Source organism: Enterobacter sp. RHBSTW-00175 (genome assembly GCF_013927005.1).
In the GTDB taxonomy this organism is placed as follows: Bacteria; Pseudomonadota; Gammaproteobacteria; order Enterobacterales; family Enterobacteriaceae; genus Enterobacter.
Genome location: NZ_CP055930.1, coordinates 2,881,937 through 2,908,010, shown reverse-complemented (window position 1 = coordinate 2,908,010; position 26,074 = coordinate 2,881,937). Strand labels below are relative to the sequence as shown.

At 54.4% G+C, this 26,074-nt stretch carries 25 protein-coding genes and 1 other annotated feature; of the genes, 8 read left to right on the top strand and 17 right to left on the bottom strand.

Features of this window, described 5'->3' with window-relative positions; genetic code table 11:
* Positions 1 to 112: 112 nt before the first annotated feature.
* The gene (gene mog / locus HV107_RS13840; protein WP_182059522.1) at positions 113 to 700 is read right to left on the bottom strand and encodes a molybdopterin adenylyltransferase; all 588 of its coding nucleotides are present in this window, start codon (positions 698 to 700) and stop codon (positions 113 to 115) included.
* A gap of 110 nt (positions 701 to 810) precedes the next feature.
* Positions 811 to 1,764, bottom strand: a complete 954-nt coding sequence (tal, locus tag HV107_RS13835) for a transaldolase (protein ID WP_182059521.1) — start codon at positions 1,762 to 1,764, stop codon at positions 811 to 813.
* 263 nt (positions 1,765 to 2,027) lie between these two features.
* On the opposite strand from tal, the gene HV107_RS13830 reads away from it, so the two are divergent.
* Both HV107_RS13830 and yaaA read left to right on the top strand, forming a co-directional pair.
* Positions 2,028 to 3,458: a sodium:alanine symporter family protein gene (locus tag HV107_RS13830; protein ID WP_182059520.1), complete on the top strand. Its 1,431-nt coding sequence runs from the start codon at positions 2,028 to 2,030 to the stop codon at positions 3,456 to 3,458.
* A gap of 66 nt (positions 3,459 to 3,524) precedes the next feature.
* Positions 3,525 to 4,298, top strand: a complete 774-nt coding sequence (yaaA, locus tag HV107_RS13825) for a peroxide stress protein YaaA (RefSeq protein ID WP_182059519.1) — start codon at positions 3,525 to 3,527, stop codon at positions 4,296 to 4,298.
* 34 nt (positions 4,299 to 4,332) lie between these two features.
* Here the strand turns inward: yaaA and HV107_RS13820 are convergent, their stop codons facing one another.
* From HV107_RS13820 to yjjY, 7 genes are all read right to left on the bottom strand, one after another.
* Positions 4,333 to 4,647, bottom strand: coding sequence for a DUF2502 domain-containing protein (locus HV107_RS13820; protein ID WP_182059518.1), 315 nt, complete (start codon positions 4,645 to 4,647; stop codon positions 4,333 to 4,335).
* A gap of 293 nt (positions 4,648 to 4,940) precedes the next feature.
* The gene (thrC, locus tag HV107_RS13815) at positions 4,941 to 6,227 is read right to left on the bottom strand and encodes a threonine synthase (RefSeq protein ID WP_182059517.1); all 1,287 of its coding nucleotides are present in this window, start codon (positions 6,225 to 6,227) and stop codon (positions 4,941 to 4,943) included.
* A 3-nt stretch (positions 6,228 to 6,230) separates the two neighbouring features.
* On the bottom strand, positions 6,231 to 7,160 hold the full coding sequence (gene thrB / locus HV107_RS13810; protein ID WP_182059516.1) for a homoserine kinase: 930 nt from the start codon (positions 7,158 to 7,160) through the stop codon (positions 6,231 to 6,233).
* A gap of 1 nt (position 7,161) precedes the next feature.
* On the bottom strand, positions 7,162 to 9,624 hold the full coding sequence (gene thrA, locus HV107_RS13805; protein WP_182059515.1) for a bifunctional aspartate kinase/homoserine dehydrogenase I: 2,463 nt from the start codon (positions 9,622 to 9,624) through the stop codon (positions 7,162 to 7,164).
* Between the two features lie 24 nt (positions 9,625 to 9,648).
* Positions 9,649 to 9,766, bottom strand: a sequence feature (Thr leader region).
* Positions 9,705 to 9,773, bottom strand: a complete 69-nt coding sequence (thrL, locus tag HV107_RS13800) for a thr operon leader peptide (protein WP_015572623.1) — start codon at positions 9,771 to 9,773, stop codon at positions 9,705 to 9,707. Its footprint overlaps the feature before it by 62 nt.
* 211 nt (positions 9,774 to 9,984) lie before the next feature.
* Positions 9,985 to 10,671 carry a tRNA/rRNA methyltransferase gene (locus HV107_RS13795; RefSeq protein ID WP_182059514.1) on the bottom strand — a complete coding sequence of 229 codons (687 nt, stop codon included), beginning with the start codon at positions 10,669 to 10,671 and terminating at the stop codon, positions 9,985 to 9,987.
* Between the two features lie 399 nt (positions 10,672 to 11,070).
* Positions 11,071 to 11,211 (bottom strand): protein YjjY, encoded by a 141-nt coding sequence (gene yjjY, locus HV107_RS13790; RefSeq protein WP_001541509.1) that lies wholly within the window; start codon positions 11,209 to 11,211, stop codon positions 11,071 to 11,073.
* Between the two features lie 95 nt (positions 11,212 to 11,306).
* Here yjjY and arcA point away from each other — a divergent pair, with 95 nt between their 5' ends.
* Positions 11,307 to 12,023 carry a two-component system response regulator ArcA gene (arcA, locus tag HV107_RS13785; protein ID WP_003856501.1) on the top strand — a complete coding sequence of 239 codons (717 nt, stop codon included), beginning with the start codon at positions 11,307 to 11,309 and terminating at the stop codon, positions 12,021 to 12,023.
* A gap of 47 nt (positions 12,024 to 12,070) precedes the next feature.
* Here arcA and creD read toward each other — a convergent pair whose 3' ends face one another.
* Genes creD through creA form a run of 4 tightly spaced genes read right to left on the bottom strand, consistent with a single transcriptional unit; the run spans position 12,071 to position 16,078 of the window.
* A complete protein-coding gene (creD, locus tag HV107_RS13780) occupies positions 12,071 to 13,423 on the bottom strand; it encodes a cell envelope integrity protein CreD (protein ID WP_182059513.1) in 1,353 nt (450 codons plus the stop codon).
* 56 nt (positions 13,424 to 13,479) lie between these two features.
* A complete protein-coding gene (gene creC / locus HV107_RS13775) occupies positions 13,480 to 14,904 on the bottom strand; it encodes a two-component system sensor histidine kinase CreC (RefSeq protein WP_182059512.1) in 1,425 nt (474 codons plus the stop codon).
* On the bottom strand, positions 14,904 to 15,593 hold the full coding sequence (gene creB / locus HV107_RS13770) for a two-component system response regulator CreB (protein ID WP_182059511.1): 690 nt from the start codon (positions 15,591 to 15,593) through the stop codon (positions 14,904 to 14,906). The genes creC and creB overlap by 1 nt, the downstream gene beginning before the upstream one ends.
* A gap of 14 nt (positions 15,594 to 15,607) precedes the next feature.
* On the bottom strand, positions 15,608 to 16,078 hold the full coding sequence (creA, locus tag HV107_RS13765; protein WP_014068820.1) for a protein CreA: 471 nt from the start codon (positions 16,076 to 16,078) through the stop codon (positions 15,608 to 15,610).
* 211 nt (positions 16,079 to 16,289) lie between these two features.
* On the opposite strand from creA, the gene robA reads away from it, so the two are divergent.
* Positions 16,290 to 17,159 carry an MDR efflux pump AcrAB transcriptional activator RobA gene (robA, locus tag HV107_RS13760; protein ID WP_182059510.1) on the top strand — a complete coding sequence of 290 codons (870 nt, stop codon included), beginning with the start codon at positions 16,290 to 16,292 and terminating at the stop codon, positions 17,157 to 17,159.
* On the opposite strand, the gene gpmB is transcribed toward robA, so the two are convergent.
* On the bottom strand, positions 17,156 to 17,803 hold the full coding sequence (gpmB, locus tag HV107_RS13755) for a 2,3-diphosphoglycerate-dependent phosphoglycerate mutase GpmB (RefSeq protein WP_182059509.1): 648 nt from the start codon (positions 17,801 to 17,803) through the stop codon (positions 17,156 to 17,158). The genes robA and gpmB overlap by 4 nt on opposite strands.
* 49 nt (positions 17,804 to 17,852) lie before the next feature.
* On the opposite strand from gpmB, the gene yjjX reads away from it, so the two are divergent.
* Entirely contained in the window at positions 17,853 to 18,368 is a 516-nt protein-coding gene (gene yjjX / locus HV107_RS13750; RefSeq protein WP_182059508.1) for an inosine/xanthosine triphosphatase, read from the top strand.
* A 25-nt stretch (positions 18,369 to 18,393) separates the two neighbouring features.
* On the opposite strand, the gene trpR is transcribed toward yjjX, so the two are convergent.
* Both trpR and sltY read right to left on the bottom strand, forming a co-directional pair.
* On the bottom strand, positions 18,394 to 18,723 hold the full coding sequence (trpR, locus tag HV107_RS13745; protein WP_182059507.1) for a trp operon repressor: 330 nt from the start codon (positions 18,721 to 18,723) through the stop codon (positions 18,394 to 18,396).
* A gap of 55 nt (positions 18,724 to 18,778) precedes the next feature.
* Positions 18,779 to 20,716: a murein transglycosylase gene (gene sltY, locus HV107_RS13740; protein ID WP_182059506.1), complete on the bottom strand. Its 1,938-nt coding sequence runs from the start codon at positions 20,714 to 20,716 to the stop codon at positions 18,779 to 18,781.
* 227 nt (positions 20,717 to 20,943) lie between these two features.
* Between sltY and ettA the strand changes: the two genes are divergently transcribed.
* Both ettA and HV107_RS13730 read left to right on the top strand, forming a co-directional pair.
* Positions 20,944 to 22,611 (top strand): energy-dependent translational throttle protein EttA, encoded by a 1,668-nt coding sequence (gene ettA / locus HV107_RS13735; protein WP_014068814.1) that lies wholly within the window; start codon positions 20,944 to 20,946, stop codon positions 22,609 to 22,611.
* Positions 22,612 to 22,745: 134 nt separating this feature from the next.
* Entirely contained in the window at positions 22,746 to 23,900 is a 1,155-nt protein-coding gene (locus tag HV107_RS13730; protein ID WP_182059485.1) for an IS481 family transposase, read from the top strand.
* Positions 23,901 to 23,991: 91 nt separating this feature from the next.
* Here the strand turns inward: HV107_RS13730 and HV107_RS13725 are convergent, their stop codons facing one another.
* Positions 23,992 to 24,891: a LysR family transcriptional regulator gene (locus tag HV107_RS13725; protein WP_182059505.1), complete on the bottom strand. Its 900-nt coding sequence runs from the start codon at positions 24,889 to 24,891 to the stop codon at positions 23,992 to 23,994.
* 108 nt (positions 24,892 to 24,999) lie between these two features.
* Here HV107_RS13725 and HV107_RS13720 point away from each other — a divergent pair, with 108 nt between their 5' ends.
* Positions 25,000 to 26,001: a zinc-binding alcohol dehydrogenase family protein gene (locus HV107_RS13720; RefSeq protein WP_182059504.1), complete on the top strand. Its 1,002-nt coding sequence runs from the start codon at positions 25,000 to 25,002 to the stop codon at positions 25,999 to 26,001.
* Positions 26,002 to 26,074: the final 73 nt, after the last annotated feature.

Sequence of the window (26,074 nt, the reverse complement as noted above, 5' to 3'; positions counted from 1 at the left end):
GTATTCAGAGTAGTGGATTTATATTTACGGCGATCGTAAAGAAAAAATTACTATACCGTAAATCAATCTGCACGCTATCCTGGCTGTAGCTAATGTCACATATTTGTTAATTTCAGGAGATTGTTTCGCGACGTGCGCTTTTAGGGCGAAATGCTGCTACAACTTTGGCATCCGTTTCCACATAAGGGCCATCCAGTAGCTGTATACAATACGGTACACTTGCAAAGATCCCATGCACGACCACGCTGCCATCTTCTGCTTTTACCCCTTCCAGCGTCTCTTTGATCGACTTCGGCTGGCCCGGCAGGTTCAGGATCAACGCCTGTTTGCGGATCACCCCCACCTGGCGCGAAAGGATCGCCGTTGGCACAAAGTGCAGGCTTATCTGGCGCATTTGCTCACCGAAGCCCGGCATTTCACGGTCGGCAATCGCCAGAGTGGCATCCGGGGTAACGTCACGGCGCGCAGGGCCTGTACCGCCTGTGGTCAGAACCAGGTGGCAGCTCATCTCATCCACCAGCTCGCACAGCGTCTGCTCAATGATCGCCTGTTCGTCAGGGATCAAACGGGTCTGGGTTTCAAACGGGGTAGTCAGCGCACTGCCCAGCCACTCTTCCAGAGCGGGGATGCCTTTGTCCTGATAAACACCGCTGGAGGCGCGGTCAGAAATCGACACTAAGCCGATGCGTAAGGTATTCATAGCCATTCCATTCAAAAAGTACTGATTAAAGGGAATGATACACGCAGAGGGGAATTTCAGACAGCGTACGAAAGAAGTAGCGTGACCGGGAGCCCGGCCACGCGGAATGATTACAGCAGGTCGCCGATCATTTTTTCCAGTTTACCCTGGTCAACAGCAAACTTACGGATACCGTCCGCCAGTTTGTCTACCGCCATTGGATCCTGGTTGTGCTGCCACAGGAACTCGGATTCAGTGATGCGCTCTGGGCGTGCTTTCACTTCACCGGTGTAGGACAGTTTACGTTCCAGTGCGCCTTCGCTCTCTGCCAGCTCTTTCAGCAGCGCAGGTGCGATAGTCAGGCGGTCACAGCCAGCCAGCTCAATGATTTCACCGACGTTACGGAAGCTTGCGCCCATAACAACAGTCTCATAGCCGTGCTGTTTGTAGTATTCGTAGATTTCAGTCACGGAAACCACGCCTGGATCTTCAGCTGGTGCGTACTCTTTCTTGTCGGTGTTGGCTTTGTACCAGTCCAGAATACGGCCCACGAACGGAGAAATCAGGTACACGCCCGCTTCAGCACATGCACGAGCCTGCGCGAAGGAGAACAGCAGCGTCAGGTTACAGTTGATGCCTTCTTTTTCCAGCTGCTCAGCAGCGCGGATGCCCTGCCAGGTAGAAGCCAGTTTGATCAGGATACGGTCGTTGCTGATGCCAGCATCGTTGTACATTTTGATCAGGCGTTTTGCTTTTGCGATTGACGCTTCGGTGTCGTAGGACAGACGCGCATCAACTTCAGTAGAGATACGACCCGGAACCAGTTTCAGAATTTCCAGACCGATGTTTACAGCCAGTTTGTCAGTTGCATCCACAACCTGCTGCGCGCGATCGTTGCTCTGGCCTTTCGCCCAGGTCACAGCGTCGTCGATCAGTTTGCGATACTCAGGGATCTGCGCGGCGTTAAGGATCAGAGAAGGGTTGGTTGTGGCATCCTGCGGCTGGTACAACTTCATTGCCGCGATATCTCCGGTGTCAGCTACGACAGTAGTGAACTGACGAAGGGAGGTCAATTTATCCGTCATGATAGTGTTTCTCTTTTAACGTGCCCTGGATAATTCACACTACCGACAGCTTGCCAGCAGCGGAAAAATGACAGGTTTACTTGTTAGGGGGATGTAACCGGTCTGCCTCTGATGATAACACGGTGGAAAGGTAGCGCAACCGCAGACAGTGCGCTTAGCCATAGTATGATAAACTCTGAATATTAACAGCGTGCTAAGTAACAGCATGGTCAATCAGTGGTAGCGCTTACATATTCACATTGGCATCAACAAGAGGGACGTTAATGCCTGATTTCCTGTCATTTATCAACGAAGTCCTCTGGGGTTCAATAATGATATATCTGCTTCTGGGAGCAGGTATATGGTTCACGCTGCGCAGCGGTTTTATCCAGTTTCGCTATATTCGCAAGTTTGGCAAAAGTCTGAAAAACAGTATTACCCCGCAACCGGGGGGATTAACGTCGTTCCAGGCGCTATGTACAAGCCTTGCGGCTCGGGTTGGCAGCGGCAACCTGGCGGGTGTGGCGCTGGCGATTAGCGCAGGCGGCCCCGGCGCGGTGTTCTGGATGTGGGTCACGGCGATTATCGGAATGGCGACCTCTTTTGCCGAATGCTCCCTCGCCCAACTCTACAAAGAGAAGGACAAAAGCGGCCAGTTTCGTGGCGGCCCGGCGTGGTATATGGCCCGTGGACTGGGAATGCGCTGGATGGGCGTTCTGTTTTCTGTCTTTTTACTCATCGCCTACGGGCTGATTTTCAACACCGTGCAGGCTAACTCTGTGGCCCATGCGCTACGTTACGCCTTCCAGTGCCCCGAATGGCTAACCGGCGCGACACTGGCGATTTTCATTTTGCTGGCCACCGTCACCGGCCTGAAGGGTGTTGCGCGTCTGATGCAATGGCTGGTGCCGATAATGGCGCTTCTGTGGGTAGCGGCAAGCCTGTTCGTGACGGCCACGCACATCAGCATAGTGCCAAAAGTGATTACGACTATTTTCCAGAGTGCCTTCGGCTGGCGGGAAGCGGCCTCTGGCGCTCTGGGCTATACCATCAGCCAGGCACTGACGGCAGGTTTTCAGCGAGGGATGTTCTCGAACGAAGCCGGTATGGGTTCAACGCCGAATGCCGCCGCCGCCGCAGCGTCCTGGCCTCCTCACCCCGCTGCGCAAGGTATCGTGCAGATGATTGGCGTGCTTACGGATACCATTATTATTTGCTCTGCCAGCGCCATGATTGTACTGCTGTCAGGCCCAATGCTGCACACTCCCGGGACGGCGGGCATTCAGCTGGTTCAGCAGGCGCTGGTGAATCTTTCTGGCAGTTGGGGAGCGGGTTTTGTCTCGGTTATCGTGACCCTGTTCGCCTTCAGCTCGATAGTCGTCAATTACCTCTATGCAGAGAACAACCTCATATTCCTCGGGCATGACTCGCGGCGCACCCTGTGGTTGCTGCGTATCAGTGTGGTGCTGATGGTGATGGCGGGCTCTTTGCTCAGCCTGCCGCTGGTCTGGCAACTGGCCGATGTCATTATGGCACTGATGGCTATCACTAACCTGACGGCCATTTTGCTGCTCTCTCCGGTGGTTACCCTTATCGCCCGCGATTACCTTCGCCAGCGCAAACTTGGCATTCAGCCGGTGTTTGATGCCTCGCGCTACCCCGAAATTGAAGCGCAAATCGCCCCCGGCAGTTGGGATGATTTGCCCCGGCAATAACAGCTATCGATCAATTCAGGGCGATTTTTTGCTAAAGTCGCTCTAAATTTCCTGCAAGGACTGGATATGCTGATTCTGATTTCACCTGCAAAAACGCTCGATTACCAGAGCCCTCTTGCCACCGAGCGTTATACCCAGCCCGAACTGCTGGACTATTCGCAACAGCTGATTCATGAGGCGCGTAAACTCTCTGCGCCACAAATTGCCACGCTGATGAGCATCAGCGACAAACTCGCCGATCTGAACGCCACGCGTTTTCACGAATGGCACCCGGATTTCACCCCGACAAATGCGCGCCAGGCGCTTCTGGCCTTCAAGGGTGATGTCTATACCGGTTTACAGGCGGAAGAGTTTAGCGAAGCCGATTTCGATTTTGCCCAGCAGCACCTGCGTATGCTCTCTGGCCTGTATGGCGTACTGCGCCCGCTGGATCTGATGCAGCCGTATCGCCTGGAGATGGGTATCCGCCTGGGAAATGCCAAAGGTAAAGACCTGTACCATTTCTGGGGCGATATCATTACCGACAAACTGAATGCAGCGTTACACGCACAGGGCGATAACATCGTTATCAACCTGGCCTCCGATGAGTACTACAAATCGGTGAAACCGAAAAAGCTGGATGCCCAAATCATCAAGCCTGTCTTCCTGGATGAGAAAAACGGTAAGTTTAAAGTGATCAGCTTCTACGCCAAGAAAGCGCGCGGGTTGATGAGCCGCTTTATCATTCAAAACCGCCTGACAAAACCTGAACAACTCACCGGGTTTAACAGCGAAGGTTATTTCTTTGACGAAGAGGCATCGGGGAAAGGCGAGATAGTGTTTAAACGCCACGAGCAGTGACGCAAAACCCCCGCCAGATGGCGGGGGTTTTTAATTAGTGGTGCTTCCACTCTGGCCCTGGGCCGCGATCGTCGTGGCGGTCGTCATGACGATCGTCGTGACGGTCGCGGTGATCATCATGACTGCGATGCTCATCATGCGGACGCCAGTGGTTATCACGCCAGTCGTAGTGCGCTCTCCACCAGTCATGGTCGCGCCAATGGCCGCCATCCCAGTATTGTCCGTTGTTATCCTGATCGCCAATTTGCAGTTTTACCGCAGGCACGAGTGTGATTTCAGCTGCCTGTACTGCCATGGGAGCAACCAGCATCAGTGAAAGCGCGATGAGTGCAGGTTTCAGTTTAGACATAGGTGACTCCTTATTATTCTTGCCCAACGTGGGCCGATGTAAGGAGACTACGTGAGGGGAACCGGGGTTGTTATTCTCTGCAATCCTAATCTCTGAGCGACCGCATTTAGTGGGAATTCCTGCATTATTACTGCTTATTTTCTCCTTAATTTCTCCATAAAAAAACCGGGTGGAGGCTTAGCTCACCCGGCCTCGATTCAGTGCTGCTGTTGCCGGGTGGCGCTGCGCTTACCCGGCCTACGTTCAGAGCCGTTGTAGGCCCGGTAAGGCGTAGCCGCCACCGGGCAACACAATCATGCGCAGGTCATCATCAACTTACGCAGCGCAGCAAAATCTGCCGGCAGCTCGTGAGACAGCAGCGGCAAATCGGCGCGATCTGCCAGCTCTTTTGGCAGCGGCAGTGTTTCACCCAGAATCGCTTCCACGCTCACTTTAAACTTCGCCGGATGCGCCGTGCCCAGGAACAGGCCATATTCGCCCGGGTTCAGCTGGTCGCGCAGCGCACGGTAAGCGATGGCAGCGTGCGGCTCAGAGATATACCCCACCGCTTTCAGCTCACGCATGGTGTCTTTGGTGGTTTCATCCGTCACCGCGGCATAGCCGAGATCGCCAAGACGCCACACTTTACGGCGGAACAGCTCTTCAACACGCGGCCAGTTGTTTGGCTGGCTAACGTCCATGGCGTTAGAAAGCGTAGCCTGGGTCGCGTTTGGTGCCCATTTCCCGTCTTTCAGGAAGCGCGGTACGGTGTCGTTCGCGTTGGTCGCAGCGATAAAGCGCTTCACCGGCAGGCCCAGAGATTTCGCCAGCAGGCCGGCTGTCAGGTCACCGAAGTTACCGCTTGGGACAGAGATAACCAGCTGGTTACGGGCTTCCTGCGGCAGTTGCGCGACGGCTTCAAAGTAGTAACAAATCTGCGCCAGCAGGCGGCTGATGTTGATGGAGTTCGCCGAGTTCAGACCCAGCGCCACTTTCAGCTCTTCATCATCGAAGGCTTGTTTAACCAGCGCCTGACAGGCATCAAAATCACCGTCAATCGCCACCGTTTCAATGTTACCGCCAAGGGTACAGAACAGTTTTTCCTGAAGCGGGCTGATTTTGCCCTTCGGATAAAGGATGACGACGCGGACATTTTTTAGGCCATAGAACGCATGGGCCACAGCAGCGCCCGTATCGCCAGAGGTCGCGGTCAGAATGGTCACCGGTTTGTCACCGCTGATGTGAGTCAGCATCTGCGCCATAAAACGACCGCCGAAGTCTTTAAAGGCCAGGGTCGGGCCGTGGAACAGCTCAAGGCAGCCCACGTCAGGCTCAACGTGATTGACCGGTGCCGGGAAGGCGAACGCCGCACGCACGCGTTCTTCCAGCAATTCTTGTGGGATTTCGTCGCCGATAAACGCAGACAGAATTTTGGCGCTGCGGGTGACAAAATCTTGTTTCAGCAGTTCATCGATATCAGTCAAAGGAAATTCAGGCAGGTCGTGGGGGAAAAACAGCCCCTGGTTTTTGCCCAGCCCCTGCGTTACCGCCTGCGCGAAGCTGACCTGCTCGTTATGATCTTTAAGGTTGTAGAGTTTCATTATTTATCCCAGTACTCGTGCGCCAGCCGTGTCCAGACGGCAAATATGAACAAAGCCTTCCTGATTTTGCAGGTAGTGTTTAGAGAGCCAGTCCGCCACGCGCTGCGCGGTGTCTGGGTTATCGCATAATGCGAACAGCGTCGGGCCAGAGCCGGAAATACCGCACGCCTGCGCGCCGATATCCAGCGATGCCTGGCGCGCTTCGTTAAAGCCAGGCAGCAGTTTGGTGCGATACGGTTCGGCGATCACATCTTTCATCAATTTTGCCGCAAGCTGTGGCTGACGGGTGTAGCAGGCATGAATAAAGCCCGCCAGATGACGCCCGTGAGCGATACAGTCCTGACGACGATACTGTGCCGGCAGGATCGCGCGTGCTTCTGCGGTCGAGACTTTAATCCCCGGATAAGCCAGTACCCACAGCCATTCATCAAACCCTGGCACCTGCTGACTGATGATGCCATTTTCTTCAATCATCAGCTGCATTCCACCAAGGAAACACGGCGCGACGTTATCATAATGGATGCTGCCGGAAATACGCCCTTCCAGCTCGCCCATTAACCCCAGCAGGCGATTATTGTTCAGCGGCTTGCCGCAGTGTTCATTCATGGCCACCAGCGCTGCCACCACCGAGCACGCGCTCGAGCCCAGCCCGGAGCCAATCGGCATACTTTTTTCCAGCGTCATGGCGACCGGCACGTTTTTGCCGATCTCCTGACAGAATCTTTCCCAGCACTGATAAACGATGTTTTCACGCGGGTCGGCCGGAAGCTTGCTGGCAAAGCGGCCCACGTTATTCAGGCTAAAACTGTCAGCCGTTTCAACCGTCACCGTATCGCCCAGCAGCGAGCCATCAACCGGCGTTACCGCCGCACCCAGCACATCAAATCCGACGCTCATATTGGCGCTGGAAGCCGGGGCATAAACTTTCACCATGTTAAACTCCTAACTTCCATGACAGGGTACGAAGCAGGTCGGCAAATACACCCGCAGCTGTGACATCGTTCCCCGCGCCATAACCGCGAAGCACCAACGGTAATGGCTGATAATAGTGGCTGTAAAACGCCAGGGCGTTCTCGCCGTTTTTGACTTTGAACAGCGGATCGTTGCCATCCACTTCAGCAATCTTCACACGGCAAACGCCGTCATCCTCAATGTTACCAACATAGCGCAATACCTTACCTTCATCACGGGCTTTCGCAACACGTGCAGCAAATGCATCGTCAAGCTGCGGCAGACGGGCCATAAAGGTGCTGACATCGCCGCTGTCATCAAACTCTGCCGGCAAAACCGGTTCAATCACGATATCCGAAAGTTCCAGCTCGCGTCCGGTTTCACGCGCCAGGATCAGCAGCTTACGCGCCACGTCCATCCCGGAAAGATCATCGCGTGGATCCGGCTCGGTGTAGCCCAGCTCACGTGCCGCACGCGTCGCTTCCGACAAGCTCATCCCTTCATCCAGCTTACCGAAGATAAACGACAACGAGCCAGAAAGAATGCCAGAGAAACGTTGCAGTTCATCACCGGCGTTCAGCAAGTTTTGCAGGTTCTCGATAACCGGCAGCCCTGCGCCAACGTTGGTGTCGTAAAGGAACTTGCGGCGTGATTTGCTCGCCGCCAGACGCAGCTGATGGTAATAATTCATTGACGAGGTGTTGGCCTTTTTGTTCGGCGTTACCACGTGGAACCCTTCTCGCAGGAAGTCAGCGTATTGATCCGCTACGGCCTGGTTAGAGGTACAGTCAACAATCACCGGGTTTAACAGGTGATACTCTTTCACCAGACGGATAAGCCGCCCCAGGTTGAAAGGCTCTTTCGCATCACTCAGCTCCCCCTGCCAGTTTTCCAGATTCAGGCCGTGGACGTTGGTCAGCAGCGCTTTCGAGTTCGCGATACCGCACACGCGCAAATCAATATGCTTCTTCTTTAGCCATGCCTGCTGGCGCTTTACCTGCTCCAGCAGCGCGCCGCCGACACCGCCCACGCCAATCAGGAACAGCTCAATCACCTGGTCGGTGTTGAACAGCATCTGGTGGACAACGCGAACGCCGGTGGTAGCGTCATCATTATCAACCACCACGGAGATGGAACGCTCGGACGAGCCCTGGGCAATCGCCACGATGTTGATATTGGCGCGCGCCAGCGCCGCAAAGAATTTGGCAGAAATACCGCGCAGGGTGCGCATCCCGTCACCCACCACAGAGATGATCGCCAGACGCTCCTGAATGGACAGCGGCTCCAGCAACTCTTCTTTCAGCTCCAGATAGAATTCGTCTTCCAGCGCACGACGAGCGCGCAGGCAGTCGCCCTGAGGTACGCAGAAGCTGATGCTGTACTCGGAAGAGGATTGGGTGATCAGCACAACGGAAATGCCATTGCGGGACATTGCCGCGAACACACGGGCCGCCATGCCAACCATGCCTTTCATGCCCGGGCCAGACACGCTAAACATCGCCATGTTATTCAGATTAGAAATGCCTTTCACCGGCAGGCCGTCTTCATCAGTGCTGGCGCCAATCAGTGTGCCTGGCGCTTGCGGATTACCGGTATTTTTAATCAGGCAAGGGATCTGGAACTGGGCAATCGGAGAGATGGTACGTGGGTGAAGCACTTTAGCACCGAAGTAAGACAGCTCCATGGCTTCCTGATACGACATCGATTTCAACAACCTGGCATCAGGGACCTGGCGCGGGTCGCAGGTATACACGCCGTCGACGTCAGTCCAGATTTCGCAACAGTCGGCGCGTAAACAGGCTGCCAGCACGGCAGCAGAGTAGTCCGAGCCGTTACGTCCCAGAACCACCAGCTCGCCCTTCTCGTTCCCGGCGGTGAAGCCGGCCATCAGGATCATGTGGTCAGACGGAATTTTGCTCGCGGCAATACGGCGGGTAGATTCGGCAATATCAACAGTCGATTCGAGGTAATGACCTACTGCCAGCAGTTTTTCGACCGGGTCGATAACGGTGACGTTATGACCGCGCGCTTCCAGCAGGCCCGCCATGATGGCGATGGAGAGCTTCTCACCGCGGCAGATTAACGCCGCATTGATGCCATCCGGGCACTGACCCAGCAGGCTGATACCGTGCAGGACGTGTTTGATCTGGGCAAATTCATGTTCGACAAAGGCTTTCAGCTGCGCGAGCGGGAAGCCAGGCTGAGCATCTGCCAACCCCTGAAGCAGCTCGGCGAAGATCCGCTCTGCGTCACTTATGTTCGGGAGTGCATCCTGGCCACCGATGGTTTTTTCAATCATCGCCACCAGGTGATTCGTGATTTTCGCCGGGGCAGAGAGCACGGTTGCTACCTGCCCCTGCCTGGCGTTGCTTTCCAGGATATCGGCAACACGCAGAAAACGTTCTGCATTTGCCACTGATGTACCGCCGAACTTCAACACTCGCATGGAATTACCTCATGATCTTTAGCCGAAAAAAAAGCCCGCACTGTTTAGGTGCGGGCTTTTTTCTGTTTTTCCTGTACGCGTCAGCCCGCATCGTTACCTGTGGTAATGATGATGGTTGTGGTAATAGTAGTGATGCTGATGCGTTTCATGGATGTTGTGTACTCTGTAATTATTATCTGTCTGTGCTGTATTCTTTTAGGGTTAAAGGATCGGGCACCTTAAGTCAATGAATTTTTAATTTGATCACAATTCGGGACACTCTCATCTCCCGCTGCTTGCAGATTTATTTTCATCCGAATCACCCAAACACAACCCATGATATTAGTCAATTTCGCCATATTAAAAACTTATGGCGGTATTTTATTCGGTCAATTTTTTTTCAATGTCGTGCAGTAATCGGTGCAACATTGCCGTGTCTCGCTGCTCAAGACGCCCCAGGCGCTGATGCAACCAGTCAGCCATTTTTTGATCGTCAGCCACGTTCAGCGCCGTTAACAAATTCTGCAAACGGGCGCGTAACGCCACCAGCTGATTTTCATCTGTGCCCGTTATCTGAGCAGGAGTGGTTTGCATTAAGGATGCTAATTGATAGCAGTAGACCATCACCGCCTGCCCTAAATTCAACGATGGATAATCGGCAACCATAGGAACACCGGTCAGGACATCGGCCAGCTCCAGCTCTTCGTTGGTTAAGCCCGAATCTTCACGGCCAAATACCAGCGCCGCTTTCGTCAGCCATTCGCTTTTTTCAGCCAGTAATGGCACCAGTTCGGCAGGTGTCGCGTAGTAATGGAACTTCGCCCGGCTGCGCGCGGTGGTCGCAACGGTAAAGGAAATATCGTGCAGCGCATCCGCCAGCGTGTCGTAAGTCGTTATATTATCGATGATATCGCCTGAACCATGTGCGACCCAGCGCGTTGCGGGTTCCAGGTACGCCGTGCTGTCCACGATACGCAAATCGGTAAAACCCATGGTCTTCATGGCACGCGCCGCAGCGCCTATATTTTCAGCTCTTGCTGGAGCTACCAGCACAATCGAAAGATGCATTTATGCTCTCTTTTTAATCAGTTAGCGGGTAAAAATGTGATGCACTTCAACATATTACGCAGCACGAATTTACAAATTTGCAACACAAATCACCGAAATAGCGTTTCTTAACAAATTAAAATCGCTAAACTATTTTGTGACTGAACAATCAGTTAGAATGTTAACAGAACCCTCTTATCCTTATGTTTTGTAATGATAATGGCCGTGTGAATACCCTTTAATGATTGGATTCGTGTTGTTTATCAATCAATGTCCGCAACTAGTTGGTTTATTGAAAAATTGTGACAAAGGCTAGCATTCAGATACGATGATTTCATCAAACTGTTAACGTGCTACAATTGAACTTGATATATGTCAACGAAGCGTAGTTTTATTGGGTGTCCGGTGTCACTTAGCCTGTTATGTTGCTGTTAAAATGGTTAGGATGACAGCCGTTTTTGACACTGTCGGGTCCAAAGGGAAAGTACCCACGACCAAGCTAATGATGTTGTTGACGTTGATGGAAAGTGCATCAAGAACGCAATTACGTACTTTAGTCACGTTAGGCCGGTCATGTTAATTTGCGACATGCATCAGGCAGGTCAGGGACTTTTGTACTTCCTGTTTCGATTTAGTTGGCAATTTAGGTAGCAAACATGCAGACCCCGCACATTCTTATCGTTGAAGACGAGTTGGTAACACGCAACACGTTAAAGAGCATTTTCGAAGCAGAAGGCTACGATGTCTTTGAAGCGACCGATGGCGCAGAGATGCATCAGATCCTTTCTGAAAATGATATCAATCTGGTCATTATGGATATCAACCTGCCGGGCAAAAACGGCCTTCTTCTGGCGCGCGAACTGCGTGAACAGGCGAACGTTGCGTTGATGTTCCTGACAGGCCGTGACAACGAAGTTGATAAAATTCTTGGCCTGGAAATCGGTGCGGATGACTATATCACCAAACCGTTTAATCCTCGCGAGTTAACCATTCGTGCACGCAACCTGCTGTCCCGCACCATGAACCTGGGTACGGTCAGTGAAGAGCGTCGTAGCGTAGACAGCTACAAATTTAATGGCTGGGAACTCGATATCAACAGCCGTTCACTGATTAGCCCGAACGGTGAGCAGTACAAGCTGCCGCGCAGTGAATTCCGCGCCATGCTGCACTTCTGCGAAAACCCAGGCAAGATCCAGTCCCGTGCTGAGCTGCTGAAGAAAATGACTGGTCGCGAGCTGAAGCCTCATGACCGTACCGTCGATGTGACTATCCGTCGTATTCGTAAACACTTCGAATCAACGCCAGATACACCGGAAATCATCGCCACCATCCATGGCGAAGGCTATCGCTTCTGCGGTGACTTGCAGGAGTGATCCTGTACATAACGCATTAAAAAACGGCGCTTAACGCGCCGTTTTTTTTATTTCCAGATTCGCATTTCTTCATCATCCGGCTCTACGGGCGACTTTGGACGCTTAGGCTGAGAGAGCGAGTACCAGTCGAAGTGGCGCGTCAGGTACATCACTGCAAACAGCGCGAGCGCCAGAACCGCAGACCCCAGCAGCAGCGCGCTGTCCTCTGAACGCAGCAGGAACCACATCACCATATCCAGCCCCAGCAATGCCAGGACAAACATGCCACTTCTCTGCCAGCTTTTCAGTACCGCCTGCAAATACATCCCGTTCATCGCCGCACCAACCAGGCTTGCAATAATCCATGCGGGGGCAAACCCAACATGCTCAGACAATGCAAGCAGCACCAGATAGAACAGCACCAGTGAGAGCCCCACCAGCAGGTACTGCATCGGATGCAGACGCAGACCGGTTAAGGTTTCGAAGACAAAGAAGGCCATAAACGTCAGCACAATCAGTAAAATAGCGTACTTCACGGCGCGGTCGGTCAATTGGTATTGATCCGCAGGCGTGGCAACCGTGACGCTGAAGGCCGGAATGTCGCGCCATTCTGGTGACGGTTGTCCGCTAAACCAGCTCTCCATATTGTTTGCAAACCAGCTGCTCTGCCAGTTCGCCTGGAAACCCGTTTCGCTAATCTTGTGCTTAACCGGCAGGTAATCACCCATAAATCCCGGATGCGGCCAGTTGCTGTTGAGCGTCAATTCACTGTTACGACCTACCGGTACCACGGCAAAACTGCCGGTGCCTGCCAGATTCAGCGACATCTCCAGCGTAAAGGTTTTCGCTTCCAGCGCTTTATCCGTCAGTGGTATATGGATACCGGAAAGTGCCCCGTAAGCGCCCGAACCCGGCTCGACGCTCAGCGTCTCACCGTTAATTTTTGACACACTCACCGTACCAATTCCGCGAGAATCGCCAACCCCGACCACGATAAATGGCTGTCCGAGGGTCATGGTTTCCCCTTTCAGCTGCGCCATTTTTTCTGTTGAGAATTGCGCTTTGATTTTCAGATCCGTATTCCAGATCTGCCCGTCATAAATGCCAATGCTCCGGGACTCAACGTGCTGATTGCCTTCAACAAGCAGGGACTCCGGCAAAATGAAATGCTGATAACTTTTCTTGTATTCAACCCGCTTCTCATCTTCTATCTTGTAAAAAACCTCCGTTACCGGAATGGCAATCAGCGGGCCAACCAGTTTTTGTGGTCCGCTGGTGCTTTGGCGAAGGGTATTTTCAACGTCATTGCGGTAGCTCTCGCGCTCCGAAATCAGGTTGCTGACCATAAACAGCGGAACTAACAGCAGCAGGATGCACCCCAGCAGGGTGCTTACTTTCCAGAACAGGGGGGATTTCATCATTACGTCTCCTTTGTGATGAAGAGAGCGTAACGAGGTTATGTGGGGCCAGTTTGAAGCTATGTGAAGTGAGGGTGAAGTGTCAGCGTTGCGATAGCGCCTCCCTCTTCCCGATTGTGCAACGTTATCTCTCCCTGATGCAGACGAGCCACCTCCTGAACAAATGCCAGCCCCAGCCCGCTACTCTTCAGCCCGTTGTCACGCGGCAGTGAATAGAAGCGTTCAAAAACGCGCGCCAGCGCATAGTCCGGGATCCCGTTCCCGCTATCGGTCACGATGAGCTGCACCTGCTTTTGTGCTTCGCGCGCAATAAGACTAATGACGCCACCCGGCGGTGTAAAATCGATAGCGTTATCCAGTAAATTGCCCAGCGCCTGTTCGAGCAAATCCGGTTCGCCCGCGACACTGAGGGAAGTGTTGTCACAGATAAGCGTAATATTTTTCGCCGCCAGCAGTGCAGTGCGCGTGTCAGCCAGGCGTATAAACAGCGTATCGACACTGACACTCACCGGCACAATCTCCACCCGGTTTTCAAGCCGCGCCTGCGTGAGCAGCTTTTCAACCAGCGACTGCATACGCGCGTTTTGCACCAGGATATTATCAATAAACCGCGCGACCACCTGTGGCGGCGGTTGCTCTGCGAGAATTTCTGCCGCCCCACGAATGGCGGCAATCGGGCTTTTCAGCTCGTGAGTAAGCGCATGGACATAGTGTTCAATGTAGTTTTTCCCCTCCAGACGAATGCGCATATTTTCCAGCGCCTGCGCCAGCTTGCGCAGTTCACTGCTGCCCGGATTGGGTAACGGCAGCGGCGCATCGGTGGTCACCGAGTCAGCATAGCGTGACAAGGTGCCGATCGAACGGTTAATCCACCATGCCACCGCCAGACCAATCAGCAACGCAATGCCGAGCAGCGCACCACCCGCCCACAGTATCCGCCGTTCACTACGGTGGATCACGGGAGCCATTGCCATATTCGGTTTCCCGACCGAGAGCACGCCGATAATTTTACCCTGATCCCTGACCGGTGCGGCAACGTACATCACCGTACTCTCCGGGTCGTCTGGGTGACTCTGGGTACTGCGCGCTCCGTATTCGCCACGAAGTGTCAGCCAGACGTCGTTCCAGCGGGAATAATCTTGCCCTACGGCCAGACCGGCGGAATCAAACACCACCCTGCCCTGCGCGTCGGTCATGTAGACATGATATTCGTTGCGGACTTTGTGAATGCCGCCAATGTTGGCCCGAAAAGGCCGCTGATGCAGCTGTGAAAACGCCTGCGCCAGTTTTCCCTGCTGCGCATCACCCGAGAGCAAATCATCCCGCCCAACTTCGGCCAGCAGCGTCGCGGTATCGATCAGAGTGCCTTCCGTTGCCCTGCGCACGCCGGGCTTCACTTCCTGGACGAAGATCGACAGCACGAACCATGCGGCGATGGCGACGATCAGGAAATACCCAAGCAGCAGTCGCATTCCAATACGCATCAATAAAGCCCCAGACTGTAGCCCATTCCGCGATGGGTGCTGATGGGCGAAAGCGCGTCATTCACCGCCCGCAGCTTGGCACGCAGGGTTTTGATGTGGGTGTCTACGGTACGATCAAAACTGTCGCCGTCATCACCCCAGACTTTATCCATGAGCTGTTGGCGCGAAAACACGCGTCCCGGTGCCTGCAACAGCGTTTTGAGCAGCAGGAATTCATAGCGGGTCAGCAGCAAAGGCTCTCCGCACCAGGTGATTTGGGCCGCAGGCTCGTTCAGCTCGAACTGCCCGATTCGGACGATTTCAGAGGGTACGGCGGATTTTTGCATCCGTCGCAGGATAGTCCTTACCCGGGCGCAGACTTCACGCGGCGAGAACGGTTTAGCAACGTAGTCATCCGCGCCCATTTCCAGGCCGAGCAGTTTGTCCACTTCATCACTGCGTGCCGTCAGAAACAGCACCGGCAGCGACGGATGCAGCGCCAGTAGCTGGCGACACAGTTCAAAGCCGCTGATATCCGGCAGACCGACGTCCAGAATAGCCAGCGCGGGAACCTGCCGCCGCGCCTCTTCCAGCACCGGTAAACCGCGCTCAAACGCTTTCACCATGAATCCTTCCTGCTGGAGCATGTAGATAAGCGTATCGGCGATGCTGATTTCGTCTTCAACCAGCCAGACCACAGGTTGTTGCATGATTCATCCCTGAATTAGTGCCACGGCATAATCGGCACTGCGCTCAGCGCATTTTTCGGCGACCCTTCCACCACTTTGTCGGAGTACGCCAGGTACGCCAGCGTGTTGCGTTTGGCATCATAAAAACGCACGACTTGCAGCTTTTTGAACACCAGAGACGTGCGTTTCTGGAACACCACATCCCCCTGCGCTTTGCCGTTTTTGATTTTATCACTCAGCTCGACCGGGCCAACCTGCTGACACGAAATAGCCGCATCAGAAGTATCTTCAGCCAGCCCCAGGCCACCTTTGATACCGCCCGTTTTCGCCCGACTGATATAGCAGGTGACGTTTTTCACGTCAGGATCATCGAAGGCTTCAACCACGATTTTGTGGTCAGGACCGAACATTTTGAACACCGTATCGACAGAACCAATCTGTTCTGCCTGGGCCACACGGCCCACCATCAGCAAGGCGGCGGTTAAGATCAATGTCTTGTATTTCATATTGTTACCATTCTTTAAAATTACGCTGAGCGATTATTCAACAGGTTAGATAAAAATGCAGCAAGATCACAGGATTAGAATATATTCGCCCATAATGTGCGGCAAAAAGCATTAATGAGCAAAAAAAACACTGAATGCTAAAACATCAAAAAATGCTATTATCCGCTAACCTGTTATCAGGCACCTGCTGTTTTAAGGATGAGGATAGTATATGGATCAGGCTGGAATTATTCGCGATCTGCTTACCTGGCTGGAAGGTCATCTCGACCAGCCTTTGTCACTGGATAATGTGGCGGCAAAAGCAGGCTATTCCAAGTGGCATCTGCAAAGGATGTTCAAGGATGTCACCGGTCATGCTATCGGTGCTTATATTCGCGCACGTCGTCTGTCAAAGTCTGCTGTCGCACTGCGTCTTACCGCGCGGCCGATTCTGGATATTGCACTGCAATATCGCTTTGATTCACAGCAAACCTTCACCCGCGCCTTTAAAAAGCAGTTCTCGTTAACGCCAGCGCTCTATCGCCGCTCGCCTGACTGGAGCTCTTTTGGTATGCGTCCGCCGCTGCGTCTGGGCGAGTTCGCCATGCCTAAATATGAAATCATTACGCTACCGGAAACCCATCTGATTGGGACGACGCAAAGCTATTCATGTTCGCTGGAGCAGATTTCCGAGTTCCGTCACCAGATGCGCGTACAGTTCTGGCGCGATTTCCTGAGCCATGCGCCCGCCATTCCTCCACTGCTGTATGGCCTGAACGAAACGCATCCAAGCCTGGAAAAAGACGACGAGCAGGAAGTGTTCTACACCACAGCGTTAACGCCGGATATGGCCAATGGCTACATCCAGGGCTCTAAACCCGTGGTGCTGGAAGGTGGCGAGTACGTTATGTTCACGTATGAAGGTCTGGGGACGGGCGTTCAGGAATTTATCCTGACCGTTTACGGCACCTGTATGCCAATGCTGAATCTGAATCGTCGTAAAGGTCAGGACATTGAGCGTTACTACCCGGCAAGTGATGTGAAACCGGAAGAACGCCCAATCAATCTGCGGATGGAATTCTTAATCCCTATCAGGCACTAACGCTGTAATTCATCCAGCGCAGGGGCATCGAGATGCGAAATATCCCCTGCCATCTCCACAATCCAGCCAGACGCCAGCCACTGACTTTCCTGATAATCGATACGGGAAATAGAGCAGTTACGCAGGCGCAAACGGCGCTCTGCATAAGCAGGCAAGCCCAGAATCGTACTCACCAGGCAGCCCAGCGCGATACCGTGGCTTACCAGCAACGGACGGCTTCCGGCAGGGAGCTTCAGACACTCAGCCAGCGCGGCATGAATACGCACGCTCAGCTCCTGCATCGATTCACCATCAGGAATTCGACCGTCTTCAGTACCGTTAACAAGCGTACGACGCCAGCCTTCCTCTTTTTCAGTCAGAGAATCGATATGGCGCTTTTCCAGCACGCCCATATTCAGCTCACGCAGGCGCGGCTCGAGGGCAACGTCGCAGCCGCAGGCATCAGCGATAATACGCGCGGTCTGTTGCGTGCGACCTAAGTCGCTTGCGATAACGTGAGTAATGCCCAGCGTTTTGGCGCGTTCCGCTACCTGCCACGCCTGTTGCACACCCTTTTCGGTGAGAGGACTGTCTGACTGGCCTTGAATACGTCGCTCGGCGTTCCACTGCGTTTCACCGTGGCGAACAAGGTATACCTGTAACATGCTTTTTTTCCGTTATACTGCGATGAGTTTTTTTGAATCGAGCTTAATTATGCACCATGTTGTCTCTGCTACCACTAATCCTGCCAAAATTCAGGCAATTCTAAGGGCATTTGAAGAGATCTTCGGCGAAGGATCCTGCCATATTGACGCCGTATCCGTCGAGAGTGCTGTACCTGAACAACCGTTTGGAAGCGAGGAAACGCGCGCTGGCGCACGAAATCGTGTTGCCAATGCAAAGACAGCTTGCCCTGAGGCAGACTTTTGGGTCGCGATTGAAGCGGGCATCGACGAAGGCGCAACATTCAGCTGGGTTGTTATCGAAAACCGGGAATTGAGTGGCGAAGCGCGCTCGGCCACGCTGCCATTACCGGCCATTATTCTGGATAAAGTGCGCGCGGGTGAAGCGCTCGGGCCGGTGATGTCACAGTACACCGGCATCGATGAGATTGGTCGTAAGGAAGGGGCAATTGGCGTCTTTACCGCTGGCACCCTGACGCGTTCAAGCGTGTACCATCAGGCAGTGATCCTGGCGTTAAGCCCGTTTCATAACGCGATATATCGTTGAATTTGTAGGCCGGATGGCGAAGCCATCATCCGGCGTTTTTCAACAATACTGCTTCAAGCCACTGACGCAGTTCAACCGGCGCAGACTTCAGGCTGTTTGAGCCGCGAGTGATCGTCGCGATACCTGCGCCCAGCTCGTTTTTCAGTTCGCGCTGGCTCATTTCGCCCCGCAGTAACTCTTCGATAATGCGTACGCGCGTGCCCAGAGCTTCACGCTCGTCGGGCGTCAGCATCAGCTGTAACAACGGTAAGTGCAGATCCTCTACATAAGACTGCCGGAGCAACTCCACAAAACGAAGCCACTCCTGGTTGCGTTGTTCGGCCATCGCCGATGAATAAGGGGAATGCTGGGTCATGTTATGCCGCCTGTTGTACTCATTAACGAGTACAGCATAACACAACCCATGCCGATCAGTAACGTCTCTGCCACTCAGCGTCGCTCATCAAGGTATCTTTCTGTCCCATGAAGTAACGATAGTAGGCATCATAAGCCAGGACGTTCTTCACATATCCGCGAGTTTCAGAGAACGGAATACTCTCGACAAACGCCACGGCATCAATACGACCAGCGCTGTTACCAAGCCAGGTACGCACACGCCCAGGCCCGGCGTTATACGCCGCTGAAGAGAAGATACGGTTGTTACCAAACTGCTGATAAACATACTGCAAATAGCTGGTACCGATATTGATGTTGGTATCCGGGTCAAGCAGTTGTGCAGGATTGCTGTAACCTGGAATATTGAACATCTTCACGGTGTGCGCGGCCGTGCCCGGCATAATTTGCATTAGCCCACTTGCCCCAACCGGGGAGCGCACTTTCGGGTTCCAGGCGCTCTCCTGACGTGCAATCGCCATGGCGTAGCTTTGCGGGATATCTTTGCCGCTGGTATAGCGATCGAACAGATCTTTATAAGCCAGCGGGAAACGCTCTTCGAGATGATCCCACAGTTTACCGGCGATCGTCGCCTGCACGCTCAGATCCCACCAGTGATTATCAAAGGCATAGCGGGCCAGTTGCGCTTTCTCGTCCGTCGTGCGGCTGGTGACCAGGTTCGCCCACTCGCTGCGCGCGGTGTTATCCATATTCCAGTACATCAGCTCACGTACGCGTGCCATTTCTGGCCCCTGAATCAGCGTCGCACTGGGATTACCCGGCGCTTTGTCGATACGGAAGGTGTACTCTTCGCCCAGACGCTGTGCCGCAGCCATCGGGTAGAAGCCGCGCTGCTGCATCAGAGAGTGGAGGATCTCTTTTGCTTCATCATCACGCCCACGCTCCAGCAGCAGGTCAGCTTGCCAGTAGCGCCATTCATCTTTCTCTTTTGCATCCATTGGCAGACGGGCAAGCCAGGTATTTAGCCCGCGGCGGTCGCCGCTACCCAACGCCATCCGCACGCGGCGCTCCACCAGCGAGGTTGAGTTCGAGCGCATCACCGCGTCATCACGCCAACGCGCCTGATCGTCAGTGACATCCGTCCCCATCAATCGCCACGCCACGATATCGCGCAGCGCCTGGTTTTGCTCTTCATTAAGCTGCTGCGCCTGCACCAGCTGTGGGATCATCAGCCGCGCGTTTTCCACATCGTCACGCGCCACGCTGGTAAAGGCCTCTTCCGCCATCTCGCGGGTAAAATTGGTAGCACCGGTGGTACGGGCAAAGGTCATTACCGAATTAGGATTGTTCGCAAGACCGATAACCGCAGAAGAGATGGTCTGGTAGTCCGACGGCATTTGCCCGGCAAGCGTCGTGACCAGACGCGTGTTACCGGCCTTCATCGCCAGACGAATACGTTCAAGATAGGCCAGCGGATCTTGTTTGCCGGATGCGCGCCAGGCGCCAAAGAGGGAATCACAGGCATTAGGCTGGTTTTTCCCGGTCAGCCACAGATCTTTTGCCCCTGCCCAGGCTTCATCCTGCTGCCCTATGGCCCATTTTGCGTAGTAGAAGTTACACTGCGCTTCTGTGGTATTCGGTTTTTCCGGGCTGAATGCTAACAACCCGCGCCAGTCTTCACGGCGCGCGAGTTCGTTCACAAAACGAGACTGCAAGGTGCGCGCCGGCGGCAATGTTGGGTTCGCCTGAATAAAGTTATTCACGGCAACCGTCGGTTGATTCATGAGATCGTCCGTAATCTGGCGATACTCCAGATACGGATACAGCGGATAATCTTTGAGTGTTGGCATCAGGGCCTGCACAGTATCCATCTGCTTGTTGTCCCACGCCTGCTTGATTTGCGCGTAGCGGTTACGTTGTTCATCCAGTGAATCGGCATGTACCGCCTGGCTTACCGCCATCACGCATACGCTGGCAGCCAGCAGACGCCAGACCACCTGTTTGGCTTTTTCCACAAGCTCTTCCTCATTGTTTTTTCGTCAATTGCAGCGTCTTGCCACGTCAAAGTCTAATCAACTTATGCTAACCAGGCATCCGGCAACGCGCCACGTCATGGACACTTTTTTACCTTTCTTGCGCGTTTTAACACTCCTGACGTTCCTGGCTGTGATTAGACCGGGAAAAAGGCTACACTTCGCAGCTGAAACCTATTTTCATTACGATAAAAGAGGCGAAGTCCAACGTGGCTCAATTCGTTTATACCATGCATCGTGTCGGCAAAGTTGTCCCGCCGAAACGTCATATTCTTAAAAATATCTCGCTGAGCTTCTTCCCGGGCGCAAAAATCGGTGTTCTGGGTCTCAACGGTGCCGGTAAGTCCACCCTGCTGCGCATCATGGCCGGCATCGATACAGACATCGAAGGTGAAGCCCGTCCGCAGCCTGGCATCAAAATCGGCTACCTGCCGCAGGAACCTCAGCTGAACACGGAACACACTGTCCGTGAATCCGTTGAAGAAGCGGTATCCGAAGTGGTTAACGCACTGAAAGGTCTGGACGAGGTGTACGCTAAATACGCTGAACCGGATGCAGATTTCGATAAGCTGGCCGCACAGCAAGGTAAGTTTGAAGAGATTATCCAGGCGCACGACGGCCACAACCTGAACGTGCAGCTGGAACGTGCCGCGGATGCGCTGCGTCTGCCAGACTGGGATGCGAAAATCGCGAACCTGTCCGGTGGTGAACGCCGCCGCGTGGCGCTGTGCCGCCTGCTGCTGGAAAAACCAGACATGCTGCTGCTCGACGAACCTACCAACCACCTGGATGCAGAATCCGTGGCATGGCTGGAACGCTTCCTGCACGACTTCGAAGGCACCGTTGTGGCGATTACCCACGACCGTTACTTCCTCGACAACGTGGCAGGCTGGATCCTGGAGCTGGACCGCGGTGAAGGTATTCCGTGGGAAGGTAACTACTCTTCCTGGCTGGAGCAGAAAGATCAGCGTCTGGCGCAGGAAGCTTCGGCTGAAGCGGCGCGTCGCAAGTCTATCGAGAAAGAGCTGGAATGGGTTCGTCAGGGCGCAAAAGGCCGTCAGTCTAAGGGCAAAGCCCGTCTGGCACGCTTCGAAGAGCTGAACAACACCGAATACCAGAAACGTAACGAAACCAACGAACTGTTTATTCCGCCTGGAGCACGTCTGGGGGATAAAGTGGTTGAAGTCAGCAACCTGCGTAAGTCTTACGGCGACCGCCTGCTGATTGATGACCTGACCTTCTCCGTACCGAAAGGCGCTATCGTGGGCATTATCGGTCCGAACGGCGCGGGTAAATCCACCCTGTTCCGCATGATGTCGGGTCAGGAACAGCCAGACAGCGGTTCTATCACCCTGGGTGATACCGTGAAGCTGGCCTCTGTTGACCAGTTCCGCGACGCGATGGATAACAGCAAAACCGTGTGGGAAGAAGTGTCCGGCGGTCTGGATATCATGCGTATCGGTAACACCGAGATGCCAAGCCGCGCCTATGTTGGCCGCTTTAACTTCAAAGGCACCGACCAGGGTAAACGCGTAGGTGAGCTGTCCGGTGGTGAGCGTGGTCGTCTGCATCTGGCAAAACTGTTGCAGGTTGGCGGCAACGTTCTGCTGCTCGATGAACCAACCAACGACCTCGACATCGAAACCCTGCGCGCGCTGGAAAACGCCCTGCTGGAGTTCCCGGGTTGTGCCATGGTTATCTCGCACGACCGTTGGTTCCTTGACCGTATTGCGACCCACATTCTGGATTACCAGGATGAAGGTAAAGTGGAGTTCTTTGAAGGTAACTTCACCGAATACGAAGAGTACAAGAAACGCACGCTGGGCGCAGACGCGCTGGAGCCGAAGCGTATCAAGTACAAGCGTATTGCAAAATAAAAGCAAAACGGCAACCTCGGTTGCCGTTTTTTATGTTTGTTCCCTCTCCCTTTGGGATGTACGGTCCGGGGACATAGTGAACACTTGTTCGGGGACATGGTAGACACTTACAACTAAGGCATAAGAACCCGTTTATGGAGTCGCTTATGTCCTGGGATGCGAGAGATACCATGTCATTACGTACCGAGTTTGTTTTGTTCGCCTCGCAGGACGGGGCGAACATCCGTTCCCTCTGCCGTCGCTTCGGCATTTCACCTGCCACTGGCTATAAGTGGCTTCGCCGCTGGGCGGAGGAAGGGGCCTCTGGCCTTCAGGACCGCCCGCGCATACCGCACCATTCCCCGAACCGCTCATCTGACGACATCACTGCCCTGCTGCGTATGGCGCATGACCGCCATGAACGCTGGGGCGCACGCAAGATAAAGCGCTGGCTGGAAGACCAGGGGCACACCATGCCCGCCTTCAGCACCGTCCATAACCTCATGGCCCGTCACGGTCTGCTGCCGGGCACTTCACCGGGCATTCCCGCCACGGGACGGTTCGAACATGACGCGCCGAACCGCCTCTGGCAGATGGATTTTAAGGGCCACTTTCCCTTTGGAGGCGGCCGCTGCCATCCGCTCACCCTGCTGGACGACCACTCCCGATTTTCCCTGTGCCTGGCGCACTGTACCGATGAACGGCGCGAGACCGTGCAGCAGCAGCTGGTCAGCGTGTTTGAGCGCTACGGCCTGCCGGACCGGATGACGATGGACAACGGTTCTCCGTGGGGAGACACCACCGGCACCTGGACGGCGCTGGAGCTGTGGCTGATGCGTCTGGGTATCCGGGTGGGGCACTCCCGGCCGTATCATCCGCAGACGCAGGGTAAGCTGGAGCGTTTTCACCGGAGCCTGAAGGCAGAAGTGCTGCAGGGGAAGTGGTTCGCGAGCGGGGGCGAACTGCAGCGCGCCTTCGACCACTGGCGGACAGTCTATAACCTTGAACGCCCGCATGAGGCGCTGGATATGGCGGTACCGGGGTCGCGGTATAAGCCGTCAGAGCGGCAGTACAGCGGCAACACCACGCCCCCGGAATACGACGAGGGCGTGATGGTCAGGAAAGTGGATATCAGCGGAAAGCTGAGCGTGAAAGGGGTAAGTCTGAGCGCAGGCAAGGCGTTCAGGGGAGAACGGGTCGGGCTGAAGGAGATGCAGGAAGACGGCAGCTACGAGGTGTGGTGGTACAGCACGAAAGTGGGGGTGATCGACCTGAAGAAAAAGTCGATCACCATGGGTAAAGGATGTTAAAAAGTGTTCACCATGTCCCCGAACACCTGTCTACCATGTCCCCGGACCGTACAGGGAGAGGGTCAGGGTGAGGGCATCAGGCCGCACAGTTTCACCGCCCCACGTAAAACCGCTTCACCTCATCAAACTGCATCGCAAAGTCGATATAGCTCATCAGTGCCGGCGAATTCAGCTTGCGGCTCGGATAGGCCAGCCACAGGTCATTCCCTTCGACATTCCACTCTGGCAGCACGTTGACCAACGCCCCCTTCTCCACCTTATCTTCCAGCAGAAAAGCAGGCAGCAGCGTAATGCCGGCGCCTGCGATGGCACATTCCCGGGCGTACACCAGGTTATCCGTCATATGGGCGTTATCCGGCAGATAGCGGTAATCCTCGCTCTCACTTTGTAACAGCCATTCTGACCACGACTTATGGGTAATACAGCGATGTTCCACCAACTGACGGGGATGGCTAAGCGGCTCCCTCTGTGCCAGGTAGCCCGGCGAGGCCAGCATATAACGCGGGCAGTGCCCAATCATGCGGCCAATCAGCGATGAATCCTGCGGCTTACCGGTACGCAGCGCCACGTCGAACCCGGACGCCACCAGGTCCAGCACATCGTCAGAGATAGAGACATCCAGCGAGACATCCGGGTAGCGCAGTTGAAACTCGGCATTCATATGCGCCAGCAGCGTCGCGCCAATCCCTGCCGGACAGGTGATCCGCAGTCGCCCGCTGGGGTTTTCCCGCAGCCGCTGAATGGCGTACTCGGCACGCTCGCTGGCCGCCAGCATCTCCCGACAATGCACCAGATAATGCTCGCCCGCAAAGGTCAGGTTGAGCTTACGCGTAGTGCGGTTCAGCAGCCTGATCCCCACCTGTTGTTCAAGCTGGCTGATCCGCTGGCTCACGCTGGATTTTGGCAGCCCGGCCTTTTGCGCTGCCGCAGTAAAACTGCCCATTTCTGCCACCAGCGCGAACAGCGCCATATCCTGAAGCTGCTTAAACATGATTGTTCATCCTGTGCGAACACTTCGTTCTCGATTGTCCATCTTATCACGCAACTGACCACTTAATAGACTAGCCTCAACAAAACGCATTCCATTGAGGAGCTCACCATGTCAGTCAAAGCTATTGCCGTTAACCCAGAAAATCCTGCTGCTTTTATTGAAATTTCCCAACCGATGCCACAGCCCGGCGAACACGACCTGCTGGTCGAGGTGAAAGCCGTTTCCATTAATCCGGTCGATACCAAAGTACACGCAGGTATTGCCAAAAATGGCCTGAAAGACCCACGAATTCTTGGCTGGGATGCCAGCGGCATCGTTAAAGCCGTTGGGGCAAGCGTGACCGGATTCAAACCGGGCGATGAAGTGTGGTACGCAGGTGACATCACCCGCCCGGGTAGCAACACCACGCATCAGCTGATTGATGCCCGTATCGTCGGGCGCAAGCCTGCAAGCCTGGGCTGGGCCGCTGCGGCTGCATTGCCACTGACCGCCCTGACGGCGTGGGAAGGGCTGTTTGAGCGGCTGAACATTCAGGATGCCGGGCAGGATAAAACACTGCTGATCATTGGTGGAGCGGGCGGTGTGGGATCGCTTGCAATCCCGTTTGCGAAGCACAACAGCAAGGTAAAAGTGATCGCCACCGCCTCGCGGGAAGATTCAGCTAAGTGGTGTCGGGATCGCGGTGCAGACATGGTAGTGAACTACCGCGATCTGAAAGGCGAACTGGCAAAACAGGGACTCAACTTTGTGGATTATATTTTCATCCTCAATGATACCGACGGCCACTGGGATGCCGTGAGCGACCTGATCGCACCTCAGGGGCATATTTGTACAATCGTCGAGAACGAACATCCGCTGGATCAGAACAAACTCAAATCCAAATCCGCCGCGCTGCACTGGGAGTTTATGTACACCCGCAGCATGTACCAGACCGCAGATATGGCACGCCAGGGTGAGATCTTAAACGAGGTGGCGAAGCTGGTAGATAATGGCGTGGTGGAAAGCTCGCTCAGTGAAACACTGCACGGATTGAGCGTGGAAAGCATCAGTGAGGCACACCGTAAAGTGCTGGACGGACATATGCGGGGGAAAGTCGTGGTTGAGTACTGAGTGGGTTGTTCCCACTCACCCTGCCCTCTCCCCACAGGGGAGAGGGTAAAGACAGCTCCGTGCGATCCCCTCT

Bases quoted from the DNA above. Each gene is read 5' to 3' on its own strand.
- mog (WP_182059522.1), bottom strand. From the start codon at position 700: ATGAATACCTTACGCATCGGCTTAGTGTCGATTTCTGACCGCGCCTCC.
- tal (WP_182059521.1), bottom strand. From the start codon at position 1,764: ATGACGGATAAATTGACCTCCCTTCGTCAGTTCACTACTGTCGTAGCT.
- HV107_RS13830 (WP_182059520.1), top strand. From the start codon at position 2,028: ATGCCTGATTTCCTGTCATTTATCAACGAAGTCCTCTGGGGTTCAATA.
- yaaA (WP_182059519.1), top strand. From the start codon at position 3,525: ATGCTGATTCTGATTTCACCTGCAAAAACGCTCGATTACCAGAGCCCT.
- HV107_RS13820 (WP_182059518.1), bottom strand. From the start codon at position 4,647: ATGTCTAAACTGAAACCTGCACTCATCGCGCTTTCACTGATGCTGGTT.
- thrC (WP_182059517.1), bottom strand. From the start codon at position 6,227: ATGAAACTCTACAACCTTAAAGATCATAACGAGCAGGTCAGCTTCGCG.
- thrB (WP_182059516.1), bottom strand. From the start codon at position 7,160: ATGGTGAAAGTTTATGCCCCGGCTTCCAGCGCCAATATGAGCGTCGGA.
- thrA (WP_182059515.1), bottom strand. From the start codon at position 9,624: ATGCGAGTGTTGAAGTTCGGCGGTACATCAGTGGCAAATGCAGAACGT.
- HV107_RS13795 (WP_182059514.1), bottom strand. From the start codon at position 10,671: ATGCATCTTTCGATTGTGCTGGTAGCTCCAGCAAGAGCTGAAAATATA.
- arcA (WP_003856501.1), top strand. From the start codon at position 11,307: ATGCAGACCCCGCACATTCTTATCGTTGAAGACGAGTTGGTAACACGC.
- creD (WP_182059513.1), bottom strand. From the start codon at position 13,423: ATGATGAAATCCCCCCTGTTCTGGAAAGTAAGCACCCTGCTGGGGTGC.
- creC (WP_182059512.1), bottom strand. From the start codon at position 14,904: ATGCGTATTGGAATGCGACTGCTGCTTGGGTATTTCCTGATCGTCGCC.
- creB (WP_182059511.1), bottom strand. From the start codon at position 15,593: ATGCAACAACCTGTGGTCTGGCTGGTTGAAGACGAAATCAGCATCGCC.
- creA (WP_014068820.1), bottom strand. From the start codon at position 16,078: ATGAAATACAAGACATTGATCTTAACCGCCGCCTTGCTGATGGTGGGC.
- robA (WP_182059510.1), top strand. From the start codon at position 16,290: ATGGATCAGGCTGGAATTATTCGCGATCTGCTTACCTGGCTGGAAGGT.
- gpmB (WP_182059509.1), bottom strand. From the start codon at position 17,803: ATGTTACAGGTATACCTTGTTCGCCACGGTGAAACGCAGTGGAACGCC.
- yjjX (WP_182059508.1), top strand. From the start codon at position 17,853: ATGCACCATGTTGTCTCTGCTACCACTAATCCTGCCAAAATTCAGGCA.
- trpR (WP_182059507.1), bottom strand. From the start codon at position 18,723: ATGACCCAGCATTCCCCTTATTCATCGGCGATGGCCGAACAACGCAAC.
- HV107_RS13730 (WP_182059485.1), top strand. From the start codon at position 22,746: ATGGAGTCGCTTATGTCCTGGGATGCGAGAGATACCATGTCATTACGT.
- HV107_RS13725 (WP_182059505.1), bottom strand. From the start codon at position 24,891: ATGTTTAAGCAGCTTCAGGATATGGCGCTGTTCGCGCTGGTGGCAGAA.
- HV107_RS13720 (WP_182059504.1), top strand. From the start codon at position 25,000: ATGTCAGTCAAAGCTATTGCCGTTAACCCAGAAAATCCTGCTGCTTTT.